Annotated in this window: 17 protein-coding genes; all 17 read left to right on the top strand. The window is 41.9% G+C overall.

All coding sequences use genetic code 11. The annotated features are described in order from the left end of the window. Positions 1-587: 587 nt before the first annotated feature. Positions 588-1,478 carry a pirin family protein gene (locus tag AAAT26_RS05960; RefSeq protein WP_021147517.1) on the top strand — a complete coding sequence of 297 codons (891 nt, stop codon included), beginning with the start codon at positions 588-590 and terminating at the stop codon, positions 1,476-1,478. A gap of 124 nt (positions 1,479-1,602) precedes the next feature. Continuing rightward, the gene (locus AAAT26_RS05955; protein ID WP_012863665.1) at positions 1,603-1,974 is read left to right on the top strand and encodes a CGGC domain-containing protein; all 372 of its coding nucleotides are present in this window, start codon (positions 1,603-1,605) and stop codon (positions 1,972-1,974) included. A gap of 184 nt (positions 1,975-2,158) precedes the next feature. Continuing rightward, positions 2,159-3,331 (top strand): M48 family metallopeptidase, encoded by a 1,173-nt coding sequence (locus AAAT26_RS05950; RefSeq protein ID WP_349208989.1) that lies wholly within the window; start codon positions 2,159-2,161, stop codon positions 3,329-3,331. 630 nt (positions 3,332-3,961) lie between these two features. Then, positions 3,962-4,573: a MotA/TolQ/ExbB proton channel family protein gene (locus AAAT26_RS05945; protein WP_004694376.1), complete on the top strand. Its 612-nt coding sequence runs from the start codon at positions 3,962-3,964 to the stop codon at positions 4,571-4,573. After that, on the top strand, positions 4,570-4,974 hold the full coding sequence (locus AAAT26_RS05940) for an ExbD/TolR family protein (protein ID WP_004694375.1): 405 nt from the start codon (positions 4,570-4,572) through the stop codon (positions 4,972-4,974). The genes AAAT26_RS05945 and AAAT26_RS05940 overlap by 4 nt, the downstream gene beginning before the upstream one ends. 4 nt (positions 4,975-4,978) lie before the next feature. Next, on the top strand, positions 4,979-5,725 hold the full coding sequence (locus tag AAAT26_RS05935) for an energy transducer TonB (protein WP_349208988.1): 747 nt from the start codon (positions 4,979-4,981) through the stop codon (positions 5,723-5,725). Between the two features lie 177 nt (positions 5,726-5,902). Then, complete coding sequence (locus AAAT26_RS05930) at positions 5,903-7,849, top strand: TonB-dependent receptor (protein WP_349208987.1); 1,947 nt, start codon at positions 5,903-5,905, stop codon at positions 7,847-7,849. A 143-nt stretch (positions 7,850-7,992) separates the two neighbouring features. Next, the gene (locus tag AAAT26_RS05925) at positions 7,993-9,975 is read left to right on the top strand and encodes a TonB-dependent receptor plug domain-containing protein (protein WP_349208986.1); all 1,983 of its coding nucleotides are present in this window, start codon (positions 7,993-7,995) and stop codon (positions 9,973-9,975) included. A 43-nt stretch (positions 9,976-10,018) separates the two neighbouring features. Further along, on the top strand, positions 10,019-10,972 hold the full coding sequence (locus tag AAAT26_RS05920; RefSeq protein WP_215676141.1) for an ABC transporter substrate-binding protein: 954 nt from the start codon (positions 10,019-10,021) through the stop codon (positions 10,970-10,972). Further along, the gene (locus AAAT26_RS05915) at positions 10,965-12,002 is read left to right on the top strand and encodes a FecCD family ABC transporter permease (RefSeq protein ID WP_077707897.1); all 1,038 of its coding nucleotides are present in this window, start codon (positions 10,965-10,967) and stop codon (positions 12,000-12,002) included. The genes AAAT26_RS05920 and AAAT26_RS05915 overlap by 8 nt, the downstream gene beginning before the upstream one ends. Further along, on the top strand, positions 12,002-12,847 hold the full coding sequence (locus AAAT26_RS05910) for an ABC transporter ATP-binding protein (protein WP_349208985.1): 846 nt from the start codon (positions 12,002-12,004) through the stop codon (positions 12,845-12,847). Before AAAT26_RS05915 ends, AAAT26_RS05910 begins: the two co-directional genes overlap by 1 nt. Positions 12,848-12,931: 84 nt before the next feature. Beyond that, positions 12,932-13,861, top strand: a complete 930-nt coding sequence (locus AAAT26_RS05905) for a magnesium chelatase ATPase subunit I (RefSeq protein WP_349208984.1) — start codon at positions 12,932-12,934, stop codon at positions 13,859-13,861. A gap of 2 nt (positions 13,862-13,863) precedes the next feature. Then, positions 13,864-15,879, top strand: a complete 2,016-nt coding sequence (locus AAAT26_RS05900; protein ID WP_349208983.1) for a VWA domain-containing protein — start codon at positions 13,864-13,866, stop codon at positions 15,877-15,879. 3 nt (positions 15,880-15,882) lie between these two features. Then, positions 15,883-19,506, top strand: coding sequence for a cobaltochelatase subunit CobN (cobN, locus tag AAAT26_RS05895; protein ID WP_349208982.1), 3,624 nt, complete (start codon positions 15,883-15,885; stop codon positions 19,504-19,506). A 1-nt stretch (position 19,507) separates the two neighbouring features. Further along, entirely contained in the window at positions 19,508-20,419 is a 912-nt protein-coding gene (locus AAAT26_RS05890; protein WP_105086788.1) for an ABC transporter substrate-binding protein, read from the top strand. Positions 20,420-20,441: 22 nt separating this feature from the next. Beyond that, a complete protein-coding gene (locus tag AAAT26_RS05885; RefSeq protein ID WP_128114107.1) occupies positions 20,442-22,310 on the top strand; it encodes a TonB-dependent receptor plug domain-containing protein in 1,869 nt (622 codons plus the stop codon). A gap of 436 nt (positions 22,311-22,746) precedes the next feature. Further along, positions 22,747-24,069 carry a pyridoxal phosphate-dependent aminotransferase gene (locus tag AAAT26_RS05880; RefSeq protein ID WP_119562512.1) on the top strand — a complete coding sequence of 441 codons (1,323 nt, stop codon included), beginning with the start codon at positions 22,747-22,749 and terminating at the stop codon, positions 24,067-24,069. Positions 24,070-24,224: the final 155 nt, after the last annotated feature.

Here is a 24,224-nt window from a genome sequence, read left to right as displayed (position 1 = left end):
CGAACACAGTAGTTAAGCTCATAAACGCCGAAAGTACTTGGCTGGAGACGGCCTGGGAGGATAGGAAGCTGCTGATTAAGCATAAAATAGAGGGTCAACCCTAAAGGGTTGGCCCTCTATTTTTGTGCTCTAATGAGTACAGCTTTCATACCTACTAGAGCCATCTCCAGCCAAGGTTGTACAAGTATTATCTATGGATAGTAATCTATGGGACGGCGTGGGAAACCTAGGGCAATAGGGCGTAAAGGAGCGGAGCGACGCATACGTCCATTGCATCAGGTTCGACGAAGCCCTAAAGGATATGCTGTACATTAAAACATTGTATTATATGTCGCCATGGGCGAGTGTGATAGGAAGCCGCGGCTAATGGTAGAAGGCCAACTACATCTAAACGATACCGTGGTGCACAGTACCTATGGTATCGAAACGTAAACTAGTTGAGTAACTTTAAATTTATGTGAATTACTATTCTAATATCCCACCCTTGACATATCGAAAAAAATAGATATAATAGTATTGAGATATATGAGCGTCTATTCATATATAATACAACTATTATGAATCCTGTTCGATTAAGAGGTGATAGAATGAATCCTGTAAGAACAATTGAAAGAATTATTAAAGCTCCTGATATTCATTGGGTAGGCAATGGATTTAGAGTACGTCAGTACTTCCCTGATGGCGATGAGTCACCTATGCTTGATCGTATGTCTCCATTTTTGTTACTCGACTATAACGAGCCATATTATTTTGAGGCCAGTCCTTTTGATACAGGTGTCACTCCACATCCCCATAAAGGCTTTGAAACGGTAACATTTTCTTTTTCCGGCTCCATTGAACATAAAGATGCAGCTGGTAATAGTGGTATTATTCACTCTGGTGATGTGCAATGGATGACTGCAGCTAGTGGTGTTTTGCACAAAGAATTTCATGAAAAAGAATATGCAAAGCGGGGACGTTTGTTCCATGCTTTACAATTATGGGTAAATCTACCTGAACGTCATAAAAACGATGCACCTGCATATCAATATATACCTGCTACCACAATGGGGCGGTATCAATCTCTTGATGAAACAATCGATGCCATTGTTTACACCGGTGCTTTCAGACATATAACAGGTCCTGCTAAATCCCATACACCGATGAATATTTACAAATTAAAACTTCAACCTAATTCATGGATCTCTATTTCTGAGAATATGACTTGGAATACAGGCTTCCTTGTGATTAATGGTACAGGTAGTGCCAATGGTGAAAGCATAGAATTTGCAGACTTTGTACTTTTCAACAATGATGGAGAGCGCTTTGAGGTAGAGTCTGGTGATGAAGGTCTTGAAATCTTCGTTCTCGCTGGAGAACCACTCAATGAACCAGTGGTAAAACAAGGGTCATTTGTTATGACAAATAAAACAGAGCTTCTCCTCGCTTATGGGGAATACAAAAACGGTAAATTTGGCCGCGAAGAAGCTATTATGTAATATAACACCCTGATTTATAATGGCGTACATCAGGGTATTTCTTGTAAGTAATGTATCCTGAGATACATTGTTTTATATTGATTATGGTATAATGATTGCGTACAATGTTTTGACAGGAGGTTTTATGTCTAAAAAAATTGCAGTCCTTGTAAATGAGGATACAATGCAGCGCTGTTCTTGTGGCGGTTGTTTGAAAGCATTTATGAATAAAGCGGATTCCTTTGAGCGTTATGCTGATGAGGATATTGAGTTGGTGGGGTTCACACATAGTGGTGGGGATCTAGCTAAGAAGATTGAGTCTTTTAAGAAAAAAGGTGTTACTACGGTACATCTTTCTACATGTACGCGTGGTAAGAATGAAAATTATGAAAGCATCGCAGAGCAGTGTGCTGAGGCAGGCTTTGATGTAGTAGGCTATACACATGGTGGCGCTGTTTCTAAAGATGGTAAAGAAGCGGTAGTACTTTCAGCTAAACCAGTAACGACAGATCAATAGTTTGCAATGTTTGAATTAACCATAATAGATTGCACCATCTTATGATAGATGAATGATTGTTCCATTATTCATTCTATATTTATCATGAAGTAATATTATATAGGTAGTGTGGAAATTCTGACGTTTTCTTACATTCTATATTGTTTTATTATATAGCTATATCATTGTTTAAGAGGTTGAGAGAATGAATAAGAAACTTACAGCGGCTACTTTATCTATTGCTATGGCAGTGACAATGGCACCTACTATGATGCAAACGGCTTCTGTTAATGCTGCTTCTGCTGCGGTACAATCTTTAGCTGGTGGTGCTATTGCTATGGCTTACGTATCTACTGCATTAAATAAAATGGATAATTCTGTAGAGGGGCAACAGGAGAGTTTGGCACGCACAAAAGAGAAAACTGGTTACTTAAACGATAGTGCAGCCCAAGAGCGTGTAAATCGTATCATGAAGACATTAGAGGCTACACCTAGTGTAAAGCGTTCTTATGTTGTATATGCAAATCCTGATGAGGAGTTCAATGCGTTTGCCACACTTGGTCGCGTTATGTCCATTAACAAGGGTGCTCTAGATACGCTAGATGATGATCAATTGGCCTATGTAATGGCTCATGAAATCTCTCATGGCGAGCATAAAGATATTATTAATGGCGCTAAGAAGCAAATCGGTCTTTCTACAGCGGTCGGCATTGCCGCTGGCGGCAGTGAAGGTGCGGCTATTTTATCTAATGTGGCAGGTAACTACTTATCCAATCAAGTGTTTACGATGAGTCAAGAAAAAGCCGCTGATGAGTTAGGCTTTAAGATTTTAAGTGAGTCTCCATACAATGTGGGTGGTGCAGCTGGTTCTATGGCAGTACTGCGCAACAAAGTGGGGGAACACTACCGTGAAGGGCTTTCACAAGTGGTAGCACCTAATAACCATCCAAAGTTGTCCGATCGGGTGAACAATAATATTTCTCGTATGTACACATATTCTGGGAATCATGTAAATGTATCGAATGGTACTGTGTACGTAAACGGTGATAATATCTATACTCCAGCAGGTAGTGGCCGCTACACAGGCGAAGAGCGTGCTTATTACATGGCTGGTAAATTGGCACGATTGTATCATAATAATCAAGTGACACCAGGTTCTGCATCCTATAGTGGTGACACTGTAACGGTAGCTGGTCAATCCATTGTTTCTACGCCAAATGTGGATGTAGCGTTGCAAGTGGCAACAAATCTTAACAATGCATTTGTAAAGCCTGCAGGTTCTGCTGTTAATGCGAAAAAACCAATAAAGGTTAAACAAGAAAAACCTAAAAAGGTAAAAGAAAATAAAAAGGCAAAAGCTGATAAAGCTAAAAAATAAATAAGAGCTATACATGGCATATAATTTGCTTTAAGGATTTATGCTATTATAATGAGAATAATCAGAGGACTGAGCCCATGAAGGCTTAGTCCTCTTTTTATATAGATTGTAATATTTATAGTTTGAGTATAAGTTAATAAGTTTATAAGATATATTGAGCGCTATAGGAGTAATAAATAGACCGTAAAGATATGGATAGTCTGGAGTATAAGTATTATTCATGTGTGAATAAATTATATTCATGGAGTAATAATAAGCTCATAAAAATACAAAAAGATTTTTGATGGTGGAACGTGAATTATAATGATTTTCAACTATAAAATATGAGAGATTATCTTATTGAGCATAGTTTTAATAGATATAATTATTATATTTTTTATAATAATTATGAAGCTTTTATGCGAGAACTTAATATTGTCTATATATAGTGGATAGATGTATATTTAAGGTGGATGGAATATGTAGTTAGAATGGAATCCTATAGAAATATCATAACGGTAGGGGGTATAGGGTTATTGTACTTATAAATACTTTATAGGATAATGTCAATGTTGGTGGTTAATCTAATAATATAGATGACCATTTTTTTGTTAAATAACACGTAATTTTATATATTATATGGAGGCTATGATGGAGTATACAATTCACCTATTTAATGCAGGTGGTTTCGTTATGTATCCACTTGTACTATTCATGTTAGCAGCATGTACTATTTTATTTGAACGTATTCGTACGTACAGAAACATCAATCATGAGTTACAGCAGTTGTCCGATAGCATTGATGCCGGTCGTAATAGTAATAATTGGTCTACTCTAGAGAATTCTATAAAAAATAGTGATGATGCATTGAGTCGATTCGTGTCTCCTATCGTGGAGTCTGTATATAGTGCGGAAGGTTTAGAGAATCGTTTACATGATGTGGTAGGGTACATGGATGAACGTTTAAAACGTGGTCTTAACTGGCTTAGCATGATGGTAACAATGGCTCCATTACTTGGCCTTTTGGGTACTGTTGTTGGTATGATCCGCTCCTTCGCGGCCGTTGGTGGCGATATTGGTGCGCCTACTGTTATTACAGGCGGCGTATCCGAAGCGCTGGTTGCCACTGCAACAGGGCTTTCAGTAGCCATCGTAGCATTAGCCATCCATAGTTGGTGCACAGATAAAGTAAATTCAGATATCGCAAAGTTAGAGCAAAAATTAGGTTCTATTATGGATTTATATATTAGGAGTCAACGATGAAACGTAGTTCAGTAGGCATACAAAAAGAACCTACCATCATGATTATACCTATGATTGATATCGTTTTCTTCTTGCTCGTATTTTTCATGATGAGTACGTTGTATATGAATACAGAGGAACAAATTCCTCTTAACTTACCAAAGGCTTCCTCTTCTTCTGCAAAGACGATTGAGCCTATCACAATTTCATTAACAGCTACACATAAGATGTATTTGAATGAACGTGAGATTGTCCCTGATCAACTGGGCAATGAAATTCAAGGTATTGTTGCAAAAGAACCTCAACAGGCATTTATTGTGCGTGCCTCTGAGGATATTGCGTATAAGGACGTTATCAATATTTTAGATAATCTTAAAATTAGTGGTGCTCGGTTTGTTAGCGTAGCTACAGAACGGAAGTGATTCTATGGTAGATAAACGATATGGAATTCCTTTCGTAGCTGCATTGGCATTAAATCTTGTATATTGGGGTGTTGTAGGTGATTGGTTTGGTCATATAAAACCTCCAGAAACACCCAAAAAAGACTTGGTTATCAACCTTGATATGGGGCAGCAAGAACCTCCTCAAGAGAAGAAAGATCCTGAGAAATTAAAGATTCAACCTGACGACAAACCAGTCGCAGGAGGCGGTAAAGCAGGTAGTGTGTTGCCTGATTTATCGGGAAAGCCCACAGAAGGCTTAAAAAATCTGAATCCTTACTTAGGTGGTAATGAGATGGCATCAGTCAACTTGAATGGTAATACTGATAATCCTGTTGGCATTCCAGGGAGTGGAAATGTACCTGGCCCTGGTGGTGGTAACATTGGCAATGGTGGTAAAGCTAATGATGGGCTAGGCTCAGAAGTGGGAAATCCTGGTACTAGTAATACGGAAGGTACGGGTTACTTTGATGTTTCTGAATACCGAGCTAGCTTAGATGCTAATAAAGTAATGCCGCCACAAGCTGTTCGACGAGGTATTACCGGAGTAGTTACTATTAGAGTTTATTTTGATGGTGAAGGTAATTATGTAAGTGCTAAAATTGAAGAAAGCAGTGGCTCTAGTCTTCTAGATAATGATGCACTTGCACTTGCAGCTAGGTCAGGCGGTGCTATAAATACAACTGGCGAACCCAAATCAGATGTTTTTTATATAAGATATAGCTTTGAGTAGTGATTTGAATAGCTAGATTTAGTTGGAATAAAATGAATAAAAAGCAAATTTAATATGGAATATATATTATGTAGGGGATATGAGGATACTCGTATCCTCTACACTAAATTGCCCGTTGTTGTAGTATTTAAGCTATAAATTAATAGATTTTAAATAGTTTTTAATAGAAGATATAGGATGATAAATGAAATGAATAAATATGTATATGCGGCCACAATGATAGGTTTATTTAGTGTGACTACTAATGGTTATACTGTAGATGTAACAACTAATCAAAGTCAAGAGGCGGCAAATATTATTAATATAACAGCTAATCGTACAGCGTTATTAGATTTAGATACACCAGTATCGACTTCTGTTATTACCCAAGAGGATATACAAAATAGCGGCGCTAAGACTGCCTTTGATGCGGTCGCCAATGTACCGGGTGTAACCATTAATTCCTTTAGTGCGTCTGGCGCAGATTTTGGTGGCATGGATAGCCGTACGAATATTCGTGGCCTCGACCGCGGTGCACTTGTTCTTGTAAACGGTGTACCTATGAACTTAAATGGTAAGAGCGGAATTGGCTCTATACCTACTAGTGCGATTGAGCGCATCGAAGTCGTGAAGGGGGCAGCCTCCACCTTATATGGTGCAGAAGCTTTGGGTGGCGTTATAAATATCATTACAAAGACGCCGTCAAAAGAGGGCGGTTCTGCTACAGTAGCCGTGGGCAATCGAGGGGCTAAGCGATTTGATCTTTCTTATGGTACTGATCGTTTTCTTATTGGAATTGATAGAAAATACTGGGGAACTCAAGATCCATCTACACCTGTGCGGTATGACTATACGGGTCGCAAGGGTTATGATTATTACACTACGCGCAACAAGGGTAATTCCTTAGGCGTGTTCATGAGTGGTAAGCTTTCAGATAAGATAACCTTAAATTATAATCGCGCTGAAAGCCGTTCCTCCTTTGGTCTGATTAGTACAGAAACAAATCCTATGAGACAGGCTCATCATTCTACGACATATCATTACAAGGATGACCGCAACAATGCATCTTTGACTTATAAGGATGACAATACGACGGGAACATTGTTTTATAATGACCGTACTATGCGTGGTGAAAGCCGTGTTCATAGTGCTAAACAGTTCAAGCCGACCGAAACCAGTTATGTAGCTCGTCAATATGGTATAGATGTACAACATGAATGGGACTTTAGAGGCGGTAAGGACTACCTGATTGCCGGGGTTACAGGTAAGCAAGAAACCTATTGTGCCACACAGGCCCCTGTGTACACACGGCCTCATCGTAATACCTATGCGGTGTACAGTAGCTATTCTCGTGAAATCAATCCAAAATGGACTGCCATTTTGGGCTTGCGCTATACAGCTATTAGTGATCCTATTAAGGACCAACATGTGTTAACGCCTCAGTTCCAATTGTTGCATACCATCAATAAAGATTCCTCCATGTACTTAAATATAGGGAAAGCGTATACGATGCCTAGCTTGAGTGATACATTCCGCAGTGTAAACCGCCAATACACAGCAGTAAGTGGTAAAAATCTTAAGCCTGAAGAGGGTTGGAACTATGAATTAGGTTATAAACGCCTTAATAAGAAGGATAGCTGGAAGGTGGACGTGTTCTATATGGACTTCAAGAACTTCTTCCAATGGCAACCTGATGTAAATGGTCGCCCAACCGTTCGCGTAAACGGTGGTAAATTCCACAATGTTGGGATTGAAGCTGAGTATAGTAGACATTTGTCAGATCGACTCAAAATGAGTGTAAGTGGTTCTTATTCTAATCCAAAACAAAAGGAAATGAATGAAACCTATTGGAAACAAGCGGCTCCTAAGTTACAGTTTACAACCGGTGTTCATTATAAAAGCTCTACGTGGGATGCAGGCACATCTTTGAACTTTGTAACCAAACGTTTGCGCAATCGCGATGGTGGCTTGAATCCTAACATTGCTCTTTGGAATGCTTACGTTGGGTATCACTTTAATAAAGATGCTACATTACGCCTCGATGCACGCAATCTTTTGAATCGTCATAATGTGGTATCCAATGGAGATTATGAATATTGGGATGCACCATTCAATTATGAATTAAGTTATACACAAAAATTTTAATATGTATTAACGATACAATTCCCCGAGAATGCAGTAGTGGTAGGGGTATGGGTTTTGTGCGGTCCAAATAAATGTGTAATAATACAAATATGTAGTTTATATAATTGTGTGAATATATATATGTGTTAAGTGAGGCATTTGGTATGAGACAACAAATTAAGCATCGTATATCTATACTTGTAGGTTTAGCATTGATAGGATTGTCTGTGAATGGATATGCAGCAGAGGTAAGTGCTGATAAGACTCCCACTACAGCTGCATCAAGTGAAACTAATGGAGTATCTGAAATCCATACTATTAATGTAACAGCAAATCGCATGGCTCTTTTAGATTTAGATACGCCGGCTGCGATGGATGTTATTACTCAAAAGGACTTAGCTAATAGTGGTGCCAAAAATGCATTTGATGCGGTTAATATGGTACCCGGCATTACGTCTTTTTCCTATGGTGCATCTGGTCTTGAATATGGGGCTATGGATAGCCGTGTGAATATCCGTGGTCTTGAACGGGGCTCTTTGATTCTCATGAATGGGGTACCGATGAACCTCAATGGCAAGGGCGGACTTAGCTCTATTCCGACTAGCTCTATTGAACGCATTGAAGTATTAAAAGGTGCAGCGTCTGCTTTATATGGCGCTGATGCTATGAGTGGTGTTATCAATGTAATTACTAAGACTCCAAGTAAAGAAGGGGGCTCTGCTACGGTAGGTTTTGGTAATATGGGTCGCCAAACTTATAAAATTAACTATGGCACGCCTCGCTTCTTAATTGGTGTGGAACGTAACTTCTTTGGTGCTCAAGATCCAGAAACCCCTATCCGCTCCGATATCGGTGCTTATGCTAGAGGCTATGAATATTATACAGCTCGTAACAAAGGGAATTCCTTAGGTGTATTTATGAGCGGTAAATTAAATGATAAGTTGACTTTGAACTTTAGCCGTTTTGAAGGTAATTCTTCCTTTGGACAGTTGAGTACAGAAACGAATCCTATTAAGCAAAAGCTTCACTCTACAACATATGCTTATAAAGATACTAAAAATAATGCGTCTTTAGTTTATAAAGATGGCAATACTACAGGTACAATCTTCTACAATGATAGAGATTTGTATGGTAAAAGTCGCATACATAGTAAAAAGACATATACGTTGAGTGATAACAACTATATTGCTCGACAATATGGTTTCGATGTGCAACATGAATGGGACTTCCGCGGTGGTAAGGATTATTTCATTGCAGGTGTACTTGGTAAACGAGAAACATATCGCACTAAATCTGGTCCATACTATGGAAATCCACATCGCAATAGTTATGCCATTTATGGTACATACTCCTATCAAATCAATCCTAAATGGACTAGTATTTTAGGCTTGCGTTATTCGGATATTAAAGATCCTGTAAAAAATCAGCGCGTATTAATTCCACAGTTCCAATTACAACATCGTATCAACAAGGAATCATCCATGTACATAAATGTTGGTAAAGCCTTTAGAATGCCGAACTTAAGCGATACTTTCAAGAAAATTAATAAAGGCTATGCCTCTGTTAGTGGACGTAATTTGAAACCTGAAGAAGGTTGGAATTACGAATTAGGCTATAAACACATTACTAACAAAGATAGCTGGAAAGTAGCGCTCTTCTATATGGACTTTAAAAACTTCTTCTCTTGGAAACCGGATAGCAATGGTAAAAACACGATTCGCGTAAATGGTGGTCGCTATAGAAATGTCGGTATCGAAGCCCAATATGGTCGTAAATTAACAGATCACTTAAAAATGACTGTGGGTGCATCGTATTCTAATCCAAAACAACGAGAAATCGATAAGACCTATTGGAAACAAGCTAACCCTAAATTGCAATTTACAGGGGGTATCCATTACAATAGCTCAACCTGGACTGCAGGTACTAGCATCAACTTTGTCACAAAACGGATGAAGAACCGCGATGGCGGTACAAACCCAAATCTTATAGCTTGGAATGCATACGTAGGCTATCAGTTCAATGAAAACTCATCCTTGCGGCTAGATGCACGTAACTTGTTAAACCGTCATAATGTTATTTCCAACGGCGACTGGGAATACTGGGATGAACCATTTAATTACCAACTTAGCTATACTCAAAAATTCTAGTCTTTATGTAATCACTAATTAGAACTATACAAGGAGTATCATCATGAACAAGAAAATTGGATTTTTCATATGTTTGATGATACTCCTTTGTGTATGTATAGCGGGTTGTGGACCTCAATCGGAGGCAAATGTAACGCCATATACTCGTTATGTTGACAGTCATGATGGCGTTCAAGTTGCTGTTCCAGAGCATCCAAAACGGATTTTATCACTGTCTTCTGCGGTCGACACAATTTTATTAGGACTTATAGAACCAGAACGTTTAGCAGGCATTAATAAATTGTCTACCTATGAGGAATATTCGCTAGAGGCGAAGCGCGCAAAGCTGGTAAAACCAGTGTTGAGTTCGTATCCTTTGGAGAAAATCATAGCCTTGAAACCGGATCTCGTTATAGCGCCAGATTATATATCGGCTGATGTTATCTATGGTTTACGGCACATGGGTATAGCCACTGTTGTGGTACCTACCCCTTCTACGGTGGACGGAGTGATTCAGAATGTGATGGATATTGCTCATATTATCGGCGAAGATGAAAAGGGTAGCTTTTACATTCGGAAGATTCATCGTGAAATAGATGAAATAAAGCACCTAGCAGAATCTATTCCAATTGAGCAGCGCAAGACGGTTCTCTTTGTATCATCTATGGACGGATATACGGGAACAGGAAGCCTTTTTGATGATATGTGTACATACATGAACGTCTATAATGCACCGAATCGGATTGGCTTACCGCCGCACATACCCTTTGGGGAGGAGCGGGTATTAGCCATGAATCCAGACTACATTTTTATTCCATCCTATAAGGGAATGGACAAGAATTTGGCGGATCGATATTTAAAAAATCCGGCCTTTCAAAATCTGCCGGCTATCAAGGAAAATCGTGTTAAGCCTTTACCGGCAGCGTACTTATATACTATGAATCAGCATATTGGGGAAGCGATGCTAGCCATTATGTATACTGTGTATCCTCAATTAGAAAGGAATTCTCATGACTAAACAGACACAACGCATCATGGCCATAACTCTGATTGGGGTATTGCTATGTATCGTGAGCTTATTGGCGCTCCATGTAGGGACCATTATGATTCCTATTGGAGGGGGTGTGCAAAGTATTTTAAATGGCATGGGCATACCTGTGAGTTTTACGGAGCCTATTACGGCTGAACAAGAGGCGGTACTGTGGTTTATCCGCATGCCGCGCCTTATCATCGGACTTCTTGTAGGAGGCGCCTTGGCACTGGCTGGTGCCGTTATGCAAGGGGTATTCTCGAATCCGTTGGCTGATCCAGGTATTATGGGCGTATCCGCAGGGGCATCTCTCGGTGCGGTTATTGCCATTGCTCTTGGCGTGACATCTCTCGGTATGTTTTACATGCCTGCTTTTGCCTTTGTCGGAGCCTTTGTATCCGTTGGGATTACTATATTGTTAACATGGCGTAATAACAAGCTCGACACGACTACATTATTGCTAGCAGGGGTTGCTGTTAGTATGCTACTCGGTGCTTTCACATCGGGCATCTTGACGATGATTAATGAATACCGCTTGCGTGAATTCCTATTTTGGATGGTGGGTGGACTTGATTTCCGTCGTTGGGACCACGTTCTGCTTGCTGTAGGGCCTATCATGACGGGCAGCGTTATATTAATGATGCTCGGTCGTCACCTGAATGTACTCGTTCTCGGCGATACAGAGGCGCGTGCCTTGGGTTTGCCTGTTATGGTGTATCGCATGCTATTCCTGTTTTTGGCATCTGTCGTTACTGCTACTGCGGTGTGCGTCAGTGGTTCCATTGGCTTTGTAGGTCTTGTGGTACCACATATTGTGCGTATCTTAGTAGGGCCAGATCATCGAATACTATTGCCTATGGCGGCCGTTGGAGGCGCATTATTCCTCGTATTCTGTGATACATTAGGTCGCATTATTGCTCAGCCAGTTGAGATTCGCGTAGGTATCATGACAGCTCTATTAGGGGCACCGTATTTTCTATATTTACTTCATCGCTTGCGTCGTAAAGGAGGGGCCTAATGAAACTAGATGTTCAATCTCTATCTGTCACATTAGGAGACACAACCATTGTAAAAGAGGCATCCTTTGCTATTGACCGGGGCGAGTTCGTAGGCATTATCGGCCCTAATGGCTCTGGTAAAACAACGTTGTTAAAAGCATTGCGTGGACTTTATCCTACATCTGGTGGAGATATTTTCTGGGATGGTAAAAGTATCGCTTCTTTGAGCGACAAGGAAATCGCTCATTATGTGGCGTATATGCAGCAGTCCGTTAATGTTTCCTTCGATTATGAAGCCATCGATATTGTGATGACCGCTCGTTATCCTTATTTGAAATGGTGGGAACAAGAAGGCCCTGAAGATAAAGTTATCGTTGAACAGGCTATGAAAGAGGTAGGCGTTTATCATCTGCGGAATCGTTCTGTACAATCTTTGAGTGGTGGTGAACGACAACGGGTATTCTTAGCAAAGGCTTTGGCACAACAAACAGAGGTCCTATTACTAGATGAGCCGACGGCTGCTCTCGATCTAGTATATGCTGACGATATCTTTCATGAGGGGCGCAGATTATGTGACGAAGGCAAAACGATTTTAATCGTCGTTCATGACTTAGAATTAGCTGCCAAATATTGCACTAAGCTCGTCTTGATAAGCGATGGTCGCATCGTTGATGTAGGAACGCCGCGAGAGGTGCTCACTGCAGATAATTTAAAAGCTGCCTTCCACTTGTCTGCAGCAGTTTACGACGATCCATATTTCAAACAACAACGTATCTTTGTGTTCCCAAAAGGAACTACGGATATTGAGGATTATAAACAAACAGAGACTAGTGGAGAGATGTCAATTGACCCTCAACTGAAATAGACATATAAGTGCCTATGTATAGGTCAGTAAATTTCCTGTTTATCTTGATATATTTGTATTGCTATTCCTAGCGAGGTTAGGCTTATGTCATATCCATTTACTGCTATTGTTGGTCAAGATGAAATGAAATTGGCCCTTTTGCTGAATGCTATCAATCCGTCCATCGGCGGTGTGTTAATTGAGGGCGAAAAGGGCACTGCAAAGTCTACGGCTGTACGTGCATTGCCGAGCCTGTTACCTCCCATGGAAACAGGGGCTGATGCGATGACCGTAGTAGAATTACCTATAAATGCTACGGAAGACCGCGTTGTAGGGTCTATTAATTTAGAAAAGGCCTTGCAAGAGGGGGTAAAAGCCTTTGAACCAGGGATTTTACACGCAGCACATCAAAATATCCTCTATGTAGATGAGGTGAATCTATTAGATGACCACATTGTAGATATTTTGCTAGACGTGGCCGCTATGGGTGTAAACACCGTAGAACGGGAAGGGGTAAGCCATTCTCATCCGTCTCGTTTTATCCTCGTCGGAACTATGAACCCTGAAGAGGGGGACCTCAGACCTCAGCTATTAGATCGCTTTGGGTTGTCCGTCATGGTCTATGGTGAACAGGATCCAGCACAGCGGATGGAGGTGATTAAGCGACGTCTTGCATTTGGCGATGCTCCAGAAGCGTTTATAGCGTCTTATGAGGAATCGGAGCGAGCATTACATGAGCGCCTGCTACAAGCTCGCAAATTATTGCCAACTATTATTCCATCTGATGATATTCTCCTTAAGATAGCGAGCATCAGTATCGGCATTGGCGTTGATGGACATCGCCCAGACATTACGATGATGCACACCGCTCGCGCTCATGCAGCCTTTCACGGTCGCTCACAAATCATAGATGACGACATTAAGGTGGCCGCAAGATTGACGTTAAAACATCGCATGCGGAGATTGCCTTTTGAAGAACAAGGTCACGACGAAGACCGCATCGATACAGCAGTATCTGCGGTAATCGAGGGCTAGCTATGGAAACATCTGTACAAGAGGCTCTCAAAATAGGCCTTGTAAACGACCAGATACATAGCATTGTCATTTCTGGGGGAACTGGTGTCGGTAAAAGTTTTATGGTTCGTCAGTGCCTCAATACATGGCATATTCCCTATCGTGTTATACCGGTTTATATAGATAGCTCACAACTTCAAGAAAGCATCGATTTTGAAGCCTCTCTCGAGCAAGGCAAGATGGTTATGTCCTCTAGTCTATTAGATGACGATAATACGCGATGCTGGCTCATCGATGATGGTCATGTGGTATCCCCAGAAGTGCGTCATGCCTTATTAACAGAGGCAAAACGCCGCCAAATCTTGTTGATTATGACCATAAACCATGAGGATAGAGCCTTAACTGATGCGGAATGGGAACTCGTAGACGTACACGTATCTATGGAACTAGCTTCATTGGAATCTAGGGTAGCGGTATTACAACAAACTCGAGATGGAATTTCTTGTGCAGATACTGTGTTACCTTCAACAGAAGAGCACTCATCTAAGGATGTAGTCAGTTTAATCGATCATAAGCGGATTTCATCTATTGCCGTTCCTGATGCAATGATTTCATTAGCCATTTCCTATGCACTCCAAGCTCGTACTGTAGGTTACGGTGCAGAGTTTATATTGCTTCAAGTTATGAAATCACTAGCTCTTCTTGAGGGGGGGTCTTACTGTAAGCCCATTCATGCAGAGCGGGCCGCTCTTTATGTACTGCCTCATCGGATGAAGCGTGATGACACAACCACATCACAGCCTTCACAAGGGGAGAATGGAAATAGTAAAACGGATAGAAATCAACTAGAAAATAGGGCCGAACATGCATCGGATCAAACTGATGAAGATGCACAATATGAAGCGGACCAAAATGATTCTATGGGGAATGAAGCAAGTCCTAACGATTTAAATGCTAATGATGGGGATAGTCATTCTGCTATGAATAGTGCAGAAGATGCATCTTCTCAGCAAGACGATTCAAGTGAAGCTGATGGTTCTAATCAATCTAACGACTTAGATGCTACACAGAAGGAATCCAGTGATTCCGAGGCTATGAACGTAGGTGGAGACGACTCACAACGCTTATCCTCTTTATGTTTGCCCGATACGGTTGCCCGTATAGCTAACCAATTATTCCAATGGAAACTAGAATCCTCTAAAACAGTAGACCGTCAGTATCGCAAGGGCTCAGGTCGTCGCCTCATGACCAAAACAAAGGACACTAGAGGGCGTATGATTCGAGCTTACCAAGATGAACATGCGCTAGAGGACTTAGCGCTAGTCGATACATTGCGTGCAGCAGCACCCTACCAACGATTGCGGGCTGCTACTAAAATGGAACAAGAAAAACTATCTACTCAGTCCCAGCAATTAAAGCATCAAGGCGGTAAGGGATTAGCTATAGTGATAAAACCTCAGGATTATCGCCGAAAAGCCCGTGAAAAGCGCATTGGTGCATATCAACTTTTCGTGGTAGATGCCAGTGGATCTATGGCGGCGCGTCATCGCATGGAGGCCACTAAAGCGGCTATTCTCAGTCTCTTGCGAGACTCCTATATCCACCGTGATTCGGTAGGGCTCATTGCGTTCCGCAAGGAGTCGGCAGAGGTGTTATTGCCTTTTACGCGCAGCGTTGAGCGAGCAGAGCGATTGTTAGCCTCTATGCCTACAGGCGGTAAAACGCCGTTAGCTCACGGTTTACGGATGGCCTATACCATGTGCGATAGATTGTTGCGTGCCCATCGGGCGGAACGAATTCAGATTATATATATCACCGATGGTCGAGCTACGTCGGGTGATTCTGAGGACCCTGTAGCGGAGTCCAAGCAATGGGCTCGTATCCTTGGTACTTTGCCTGTAGATTGTATCGTTATCGATACGGAAACGGGCTTTATCAAACTTGGATTGGCTAAGGAATTATGTAAATTGATGAATGGCAGTTATTATGCCATGGATACTATTACTGCAGATCGTATTTTGCGAGTGTCTCGGAGGTAGATCATGAGTCGACTCATGTATATTTCTAACTTAGGAAAACAAATCCAATATATAGAAAAGGCCGTTGCTACCTACCCTGAATTGATACAAGGTGAGGTGGATATTTGCAATATGAAAAAGTCTCCTCTCTGGGACGGTGATTTTGAAAGTCGCCTTCATGCTGCCGATGTAGTACTCGTAACAAACATGGGGGTTGGCTTAGACTCGCCATTCTTAGAACGCCTTGAACGATGGCTATATGCGCATCATCCAAAATACTGGATCGATGTGGTAGAACCTAAGAAAACGGATATTCTGTATCGTAATATAGATGAGGATAAACGGATTCGTCTTGAAAGTTATCGTCGTACTAGTGGCATCATGAACTATGTGCGGCTCATTAACGGCGCTTTCAGTACAAAACCAATTTCTGAATGGGAAGCACCTGACCGAATTCCGTGGCAAGCCATTATGGGGCGAGCAGGCAATATCTATGAGACCTATGATGAGTTTATGGATGCCGAAGGAAACCCTGATTGGCCGTCCATCGCGGTGTACTTTTACCGTGACGAGTGGATTATGGGGGATATTTATTATCAACAGGCCTTATTTGAAGAAATTTATAAACATCAGTACAATCCGATTATTTTTTATGGGCAATACGGTTCGAATCCTCGCGTAGGCATTCCGAATATGAAATTGTCCATGAACCATCTTTTTGGGAAGGATATATTCCCCTTTGACGTGCTTATCAATACTTGTAAATTCTCCTTCCAGTCCTTAGGGGCTCAAACCTTGGAGGAGTTAAAATTACAGGACGTACCTATCGTTCAAGGGTATACCATATACATGGATGAGAAATCTTGGGCTGAGAATCCACAAGGAGTTACGCCGTTAGATGTGAATTTATCCATATCACAGCCTGAGTTAGATGGTGTTATTCAAGGCGGTGTAGTGGCCTGTCAGACCTTTGATGAGTGTGGTCACTATGTGTATTTACCCGTGAAAGAGCGCATTGCGGCCGTCGTTCAGCGAGCTATTAAATGGTCTAAGCTGCACCATATTCCTGTATCTGAGCGAAAGATAGCCATTGTTTTACATAACTATCCGCCTAAGAATTCTAATATTGGTTCTGCAGCAGGCCTTGATACACCTGAGTCGGTGCTACGATTATTAGAACAGATGAAAGAGGAAGGTTATACGATAGATTCTGTGCCTGATACGAGTGCAGATTTAATGGACAGTGTTACATCCCACATGACAAACGACCGCTCCATGCTTACCGATGAGTTGCTAGCTTCGGCTGAAGGTCGCTTGAGCAGTAAGGATTACAAAGCATACTTTGAAACACTGCCAGCAGATACGCAACAAGCTATGGTTACATCTTGGGGAGAGGCACCAGGAGATGTATTTGTCTACGATGATGAAGTCATCATACCAGGTTTTTCCAATGGCAATCTGTGGATTACGGTGCAACCACCGCGCGGGTTCGGGGAGAATGTATCTGCCATTTATCACGATCCTTGTTTACCTCCACCGCATCAATATTTGGCCTTTTACCACTGGGTTCGGAATGTCTTTCAAGCTGATGCGGTCATTCATGTAGGCACACATGGCTCCTTAGAATGGCTACCAGGTAAGGGGGCTGGTCTCAGTGCTAGCTGTTATCCTGAAATCGGTATTTCTAGTTTGCCGAATATCTACTCGTACTGGACAACCATCATTGGGGAAGGCATACAGGCTAAGCGGCGTAGTTCAGCCTGTTTAGTGGGCCACTTATCGCCACCGATGACAACGGCGGGGCTCTACGATGAATTTGAAGAGCTAGAAGCTTTACTAGATGAGCATAGTCATTTTGAACAGGAGCATCCTGAGAGTGTAGCTGACATAGGCGAAGTGATTCGCGAAAAGGCCCTGGTCTGTCATCTTATCGATGAAGAAAAGGGGCCTACTATGGTGGTGGACGATATAATTACAGAAGTCCACGAAAAGCTGAGCGACTTGAAACATATGCAGATGCGCAATGGTTTGCACATCTTGGGGCAAGGTCCTGAAGGGGAAGCATTAGAAGAGTTTATTACTGCTATTGTAAGCACTCCTCAAGGTGAAATCGCGTCAGGCCTTGCCACCATCGCAGAAGAATTAGGTTATGATTGGTCTTATATGGCGGAACATGCTGGCGAAATTCATTCAGATGGTATACGATATAGTGTTACCATAGATCGAATTTGGAATGAATTGCGTAGCTTTGTAAGGCATGTGATCAATATACCAGATTATACAGTGCCCGAACGGTTAGAACCTTTGGCGAATGCGATCGTTCGAGAGTATATTCCAAAATTAGGTGACACCAAGAACGAGCTAACCTCTATTTCAAATGCCTTACAGGGCAGATATGTAGAGCCCGGTCCAGGTGGAGCCCCCTCGAGCGGTCAAGTCGACGTACTGCCTACGGGGCGTAACTTCTATGGTTTAGATGAAAGAGCTTTACCGACGAAGATAGCCTATCAATTAGGCATAGAGTTAGCAGATCAAGTTATCGCTGATTATATTTTGAATGAACAACGGTATCCTGAGACGATTGGCATCATCCTATGGGCTACGAGCAATTCTAGAAGTCATGGTCAGTGCTTGGGTGAGTTCCTTTACTTGTTAGGAGTTCGACCTAAATGGCAATCGGGCGGTCGCGTGTCAGGTTTAGAAGTGATTCCTTTAGAGGAATTGCAGCGCCCTCGCATCGATGTGATGGGCCGCATCAGTGGCCTCATTCGAGATATGATGCCTACTGCTATCGACTGGCTCGACAAAGCCGTTGAAATGGTGGCAGAATTAGATGAGTCGTTGGAAGACAACTACGTGAAAAAGCATATTCACGATGATGTAGACTGGCTCGTTGAGCAAGGTGAGGACCCTCTATTGGCTACTAAAAAGGCTAGACTCCGCATCTTTGGCGATCCGCCCCAAGCTTATGGCACGGGTGTAGGTGCCTTGATTGAAGGCAAAAACTGGGAGTCTTTACAAGATATTGCTCAAGTTTATAGCAAGTGGAGTAGCTTTCACCTGCACAAGGACATTCCTCAGGACATGAGGCTATTCCAACGTCGATTAACCACGATGGATGTGACCATTAAGAACGAAGATAATCGAGAAACCCATATTATGAGTGCCGACGATTATTATAGTTATCACGGTGGTCTCATTGCGGCGGTGCGCACCGCAAAGGGCAGTGCGCCGCGCGCCTATGTGGGGGATAGCTCAGACCGCAGTCGTGTTGTGATGAGGCCCTTAGGTGACGAAATTCGCCGCGTCGTGCAAGGGGAAACGCAGAACCCTAAATTTATTCAAGCCATGATGAAACATGGCTACAAAGGGGCATCGGATATGTCGAATGTCGTATCCCATACCTTTGGTTGGGATGCTACGAGTGATGTCGTACCAGACTGGGTCTATGAAGGGTATGCTAATAAGTATGCTTTAGACAAGACAGTACAAGACTGGATGCGCAATGTAAATCCTTGGGCCTTACAGCGCATTACAGAAACCTTGCTAGAGGCTTCTCAACGTGGCTATTGGAATGCATCGCCTGAAATATTACAGGATTTGCAATCATTATTTATTTCCATGGAAGGGGTTATAGAAGGTCGTTAGTATGAAGCACAGAATATCTATTATATGTACCATAGTAATGATGGTACTTCTAGTGGTCGGTTGTGGTCCTACGCAGACGGGGACTACGGGCACGACACATCAAGTTACGGATGGCACTGGTGTAACTGTTACGGTGCCTAGTGAGCCGAAGCGAATCGTCCCTATTGCTGCCAGTACAGAGGATATAGTGTTATCTTTGGTTAATCCGAGCCGAGTAGCAGCCGTTGGTACCGTGCCTAACAATGTGCCTGACGAGTCTGCCAAGGTGGGGACGCATGTGAAAGCAACTGCTGAATCCATGCTTTCAGTACAACCTGATTTAGTATTAGTTCCAAACTGGATATCTCCAGATGCAATTGGGGAAATGCGGAATATGCAGATTCCCGTTTACGTCTATAAGACTCCGACTACGGTAGAAGAAGCAAAAGCAGTTATCCATGAAATTGCAGGACTCTTACACGCTTCGGATGAAAAGATGATTGCTAGCATGGATGCAGATTTGAAAACTGTCGAAGAGTTAGCAAATAAACATACCGGTGAACGCCCTGTAGTAGCATTTTATACGCAATTTGGTTTAACCGGTGGCAAAGGGTCAACCTTTGATGATATGACTAAATATCTGAAGGTTACCAATGCGGCCGCCCAATTAGGCTTGGGGCCTTTTGATAATGGGACGCGAGAGGATTTAATTAAAGCGAATCCAGACATTATCATCATCCCATCGGTAGCTTATACCTCGGATGGCACTACGCCAGCAACGGCAGAACAACTCTATTCTGACCCTGCTTTGCAGGGGGTTAAGGCCATCGCCAATCGTCGTGTGTTCCTCGTAGATTCCTCGCAGGTCATGAGTTATTCTCAATTTATGACTCGTGCAATGGTTTCTATGGCACAAAATATATATGACAAGTGATTTAGTGTGTGTGGAGGTTTTTATGAAAGTATCAAGAATGCAACGATTATCCATGTACGTAGGGTTAGCTCTCGTATTTGGTAGCACATTGAGTGCACCTAGTGTATTAGCTGTTGATGCTGGTGATGCGAAAGAAGCGCATACCATTGTTGTTACGGCGACTCGTAGTGAACAACAGCTTTCAGAAGTGCCAGCTAGTGTAGGCGTAGTAACAGGTGACGATATTCGTGAGCGCCATGCTACGAATATGAACGAAGCCTTGAACATCGTACCGGGCGTAGATATTAATACGTATGGTGGTGGCGTAGGTTACACGAACTCCAATGCATTCCGCATCAATGGGTCTGACCAAGTATTGTATTTGGTAGACGGCATCAATATGGGCGCAGCAGGTGTGAATCCGCCGATGACTATTTTGAAAGATATGTCCAGTATTGATCGCATTGAAGTCCAACGTGGTGCAGGTTCTACATTGTATGGTTCCGGCGCCATCGGTGGTGTAGTAAATGTAATCACTGCAAAACCTGAGCAAGGTGTACAAACTAAGCTTCGCGTGATGGGTGGCAGCAATGATTTAGAGCAATACGCAATTACCAACGAAGGTAGCCAAAATGATTGGTATTGGCGTGTAGGCGTACAAAAAGATATTATTGGTTCCTATAAAGATGGTCATGGCGTGCGCGTTCCGCAACATGGCAATAGCCACACTGCATCTTTCATGGTGGGCAATAAAATCAATGATAAGAACGATGTAAAAATATCTTACGATACATATCGTGGTGATGTAATGTATTCCGACCATTTGGGTGCCCTCAACCATATTCGTTATGGTAATGAAGCGAATGATTCCTTACGCGCGATTTGGAAGAACAAAATCAGCAATCGTTGGAGCCATCAATTATACTTGATGAACAATCATTATAAAACAACATACGATGGGTACTTAACGGATGTGAAGACTCGTGGTATTGGGGATCAAGTTACGTATAAAGCAAAAGACCATACTGTAGTAGGCGGCTTTGATTGGAGACAAGATAAGGTGCTTAATATGGGCGGCGTGAAGCTTACGAATACATCTTACTTCATTCAAGATGAATGGAAATTTGCTCCTAAGTGGACTGTAACACCTGGTATCCGCGTTGACCATCATTCCTCCTTCGGTACGCATACATCTCCATCCATCAGTCTCGGCTATGATGTAAATGAGAAGACAAATGTGTATGCTGCGTATAAAGAGTACTTCTTGGCACCTACACCGTACCAATTATTTGATGGCTTCAATGGCAACCGCAACTTGAAACCTGAAACAGGTCATGAATTTGATTTAGGTGTACACCACAAATTCGGTAAAACATGGAATAGTAATCTTAGCTTCTTCAGCCGTAGTACGAAGGATAAAATCGGTTGGGTTATGACTGATCCAGCAAACTTTACAGGTCAATATCGCAATTTTGACACTGAAAAAGCTCGAGGCATCAATGCTGATGTGCGCAAACAATTGACGAACCACTTGTCCGCACGCCTTGGCTATACGTATACTCATATTGATGCGACACCAACTCGCAAAGCAAATCGCGATGGGTATGTACCAAAACATGCTGTTAATGCAGGCCTTGATTACAACGATGCTAAATGGGATGCTCATTTGGATATCCGCGGTATCATCAACCGTCCTGGCCCTGCAGATAATGTATTCCCTCGTAAAACGTACTGGTTGGCTGATATCAGCGCTAACTATCGGGTACGCGAAAATGTTACTATATTTGGTCGTATCAACAATATCTTTGATACATACTATGCAGAACAATCTAGCGTTCGTTGGGGCAACCCTGGTGACTGGTGGCCAGGTCAAGGTCGCAACTTCCGTCTAGGTGTAGAAGTGACTATCTAATGGGTATAACTACTACAATGGCTAATAGATGCAACTACTGCAATGGTTCGATTATAAAGCTATACTAATAATTGACAATTACATCATAGTTATTTGTATAGTTTCAAAATGTAATCTATATCATGGTGAAAGAGCCTCTCATGGGGCTCTTTCATTTTTATTATAGTTTTTGATGGTATATTGAGACCGCACTAAGTACCATGAGAGTTATTTTCAATAACCAATAAATTAAGCATAGGTAAATAAGTATATATTATAAAACTATAGATTTTCTATAGTAAAAGCTCTATAATATTATGTATCTATCTATAGGTATTCATAGTTTATGTTTTGTGATGTACTTGTATATTTGCTTGTATAGTAAGTGTTTTGTTACTTTCACAGTTATCAAAACCTTCCAATGGAGAAGGTTGATTTTTAGAGGAGTTGGATCGAAATGAAACAACCAGAATTATCGCCGTATATGATGGCTCGGAAGCCGTCTGGCATTCGCCTAGGACAAATTAAATTCTTGGAACGTAAGAACCCGCCTATCTTGGTGAATGGTTCTATTGGCAATGTAATGCGTCCTATGCATCCCGCCATGCAGCGTAGGTTGTTTGATTTGGGCGGTGTCAATAGCCCGTTCCATAATGGGATTGTGCCATATGTACCAACTACGGGCACTGATGAGTGTCGAGAAGCGTTTCTCCACATTTTGCGCAGCCAAGGCTTTGATACAACAGGGCTTGATGTACTTGTAACAGACGGTGCATCCATGGCGATGGAAATTATCATGCTCGGCGTATGTGGTGGTGCTGGCGAAGAAGAACGTCCTCTTTTGATGTTCAATCCTTCTTATACAAACTATGATGCAGTAGGTCTTCGCATTGGTCGTAAAACGGTTACTGTAGAACGGGAGCTCAATGAAAATGGTGAGTTCGAATTGCCCTCTGTAGAGACTGTCGAACAACGTATTATCGAGACAAAACCTGGGGCGTTGCTTATCATTCCTTATGATAATCCTACAGGTCAATTATTTAGCAAAGAAACGCTTATTGAATATACTAAATTGTGCGTTAAACATAATTTATGGATCATCTCTGACGAAGCGTACCGTGAATTAGCTTATGAAAAAGGGAAAGAAACATCTAGCATTTGGGCCTTAACCGATAAAGATGTGCCTGGCATTGAAGGCCGTCGTATCAGTCTTGAAACGGCAAGTAAGGTTTGGAATGCTTGTGGACTTCGCATTGGAGCCATCATTACGGATAATAAATTATGTTATGAAAAATCTGTTGCGGAATATACGGCAAACCTCAGCGCTAATACATTGGGCCAATATATTTTTGGTGCTTTGAAACATGAGTCCTATGCGCAATTGCACAACTGGTATGAGCAACAACGCGACTACTATCGTCAAATGATCTTTGAACTCCACAAAGGTTTTAAAGAGGCAGAACCGGACTTTATCGTGTCTCGCCCTGAAGCGTCTATTTACTTTGTAATCGACGTGAGAAAGGTTGCAAAACCTGGCTTTGATGGTGTAGAATTTGCTTCTTGGTGTGCCGAACACGGTGCAGTAAGCCTTGATGACGGCAAGGAATATACACTTCTCATGGCACCGCTCAATGGTTTCTATAGCGGTAAAAATGGCGATAACAACCCTGGTAAAACACAATTGCGTGTGTCTTTCTGTGAAAACCCAGATTTATTGCGTTTGGCTCCTGAATTATTATCTAAACTATTCAGAGCTTACGAAGCACAACGAAATGTATAAAAGTAAAGAGTGCCCTCCCAAATGGGAAGGCACTCTTTTTACGTTATGAGTTGTATATATACTATAAGTGGTATAGTATCACATAAAAAAGAGCTATAATTTTGAATATTATAGCTCTTTTCGTTTTTCCCTAGATATGGTAAGTAGGGAAGGGC

This window comes from Veillonella parvula (assembly GCF_040094895.1).
GTDB classification, from domain to species: Bacteria; Bacillota; Negativicutes; order Veillonellales; family Veillonellaceae; genus Veillonella; species Veillonella parvula_L.
This window is presented reverse-complemented; position numbering and strand designations above follow the sequence as displayed.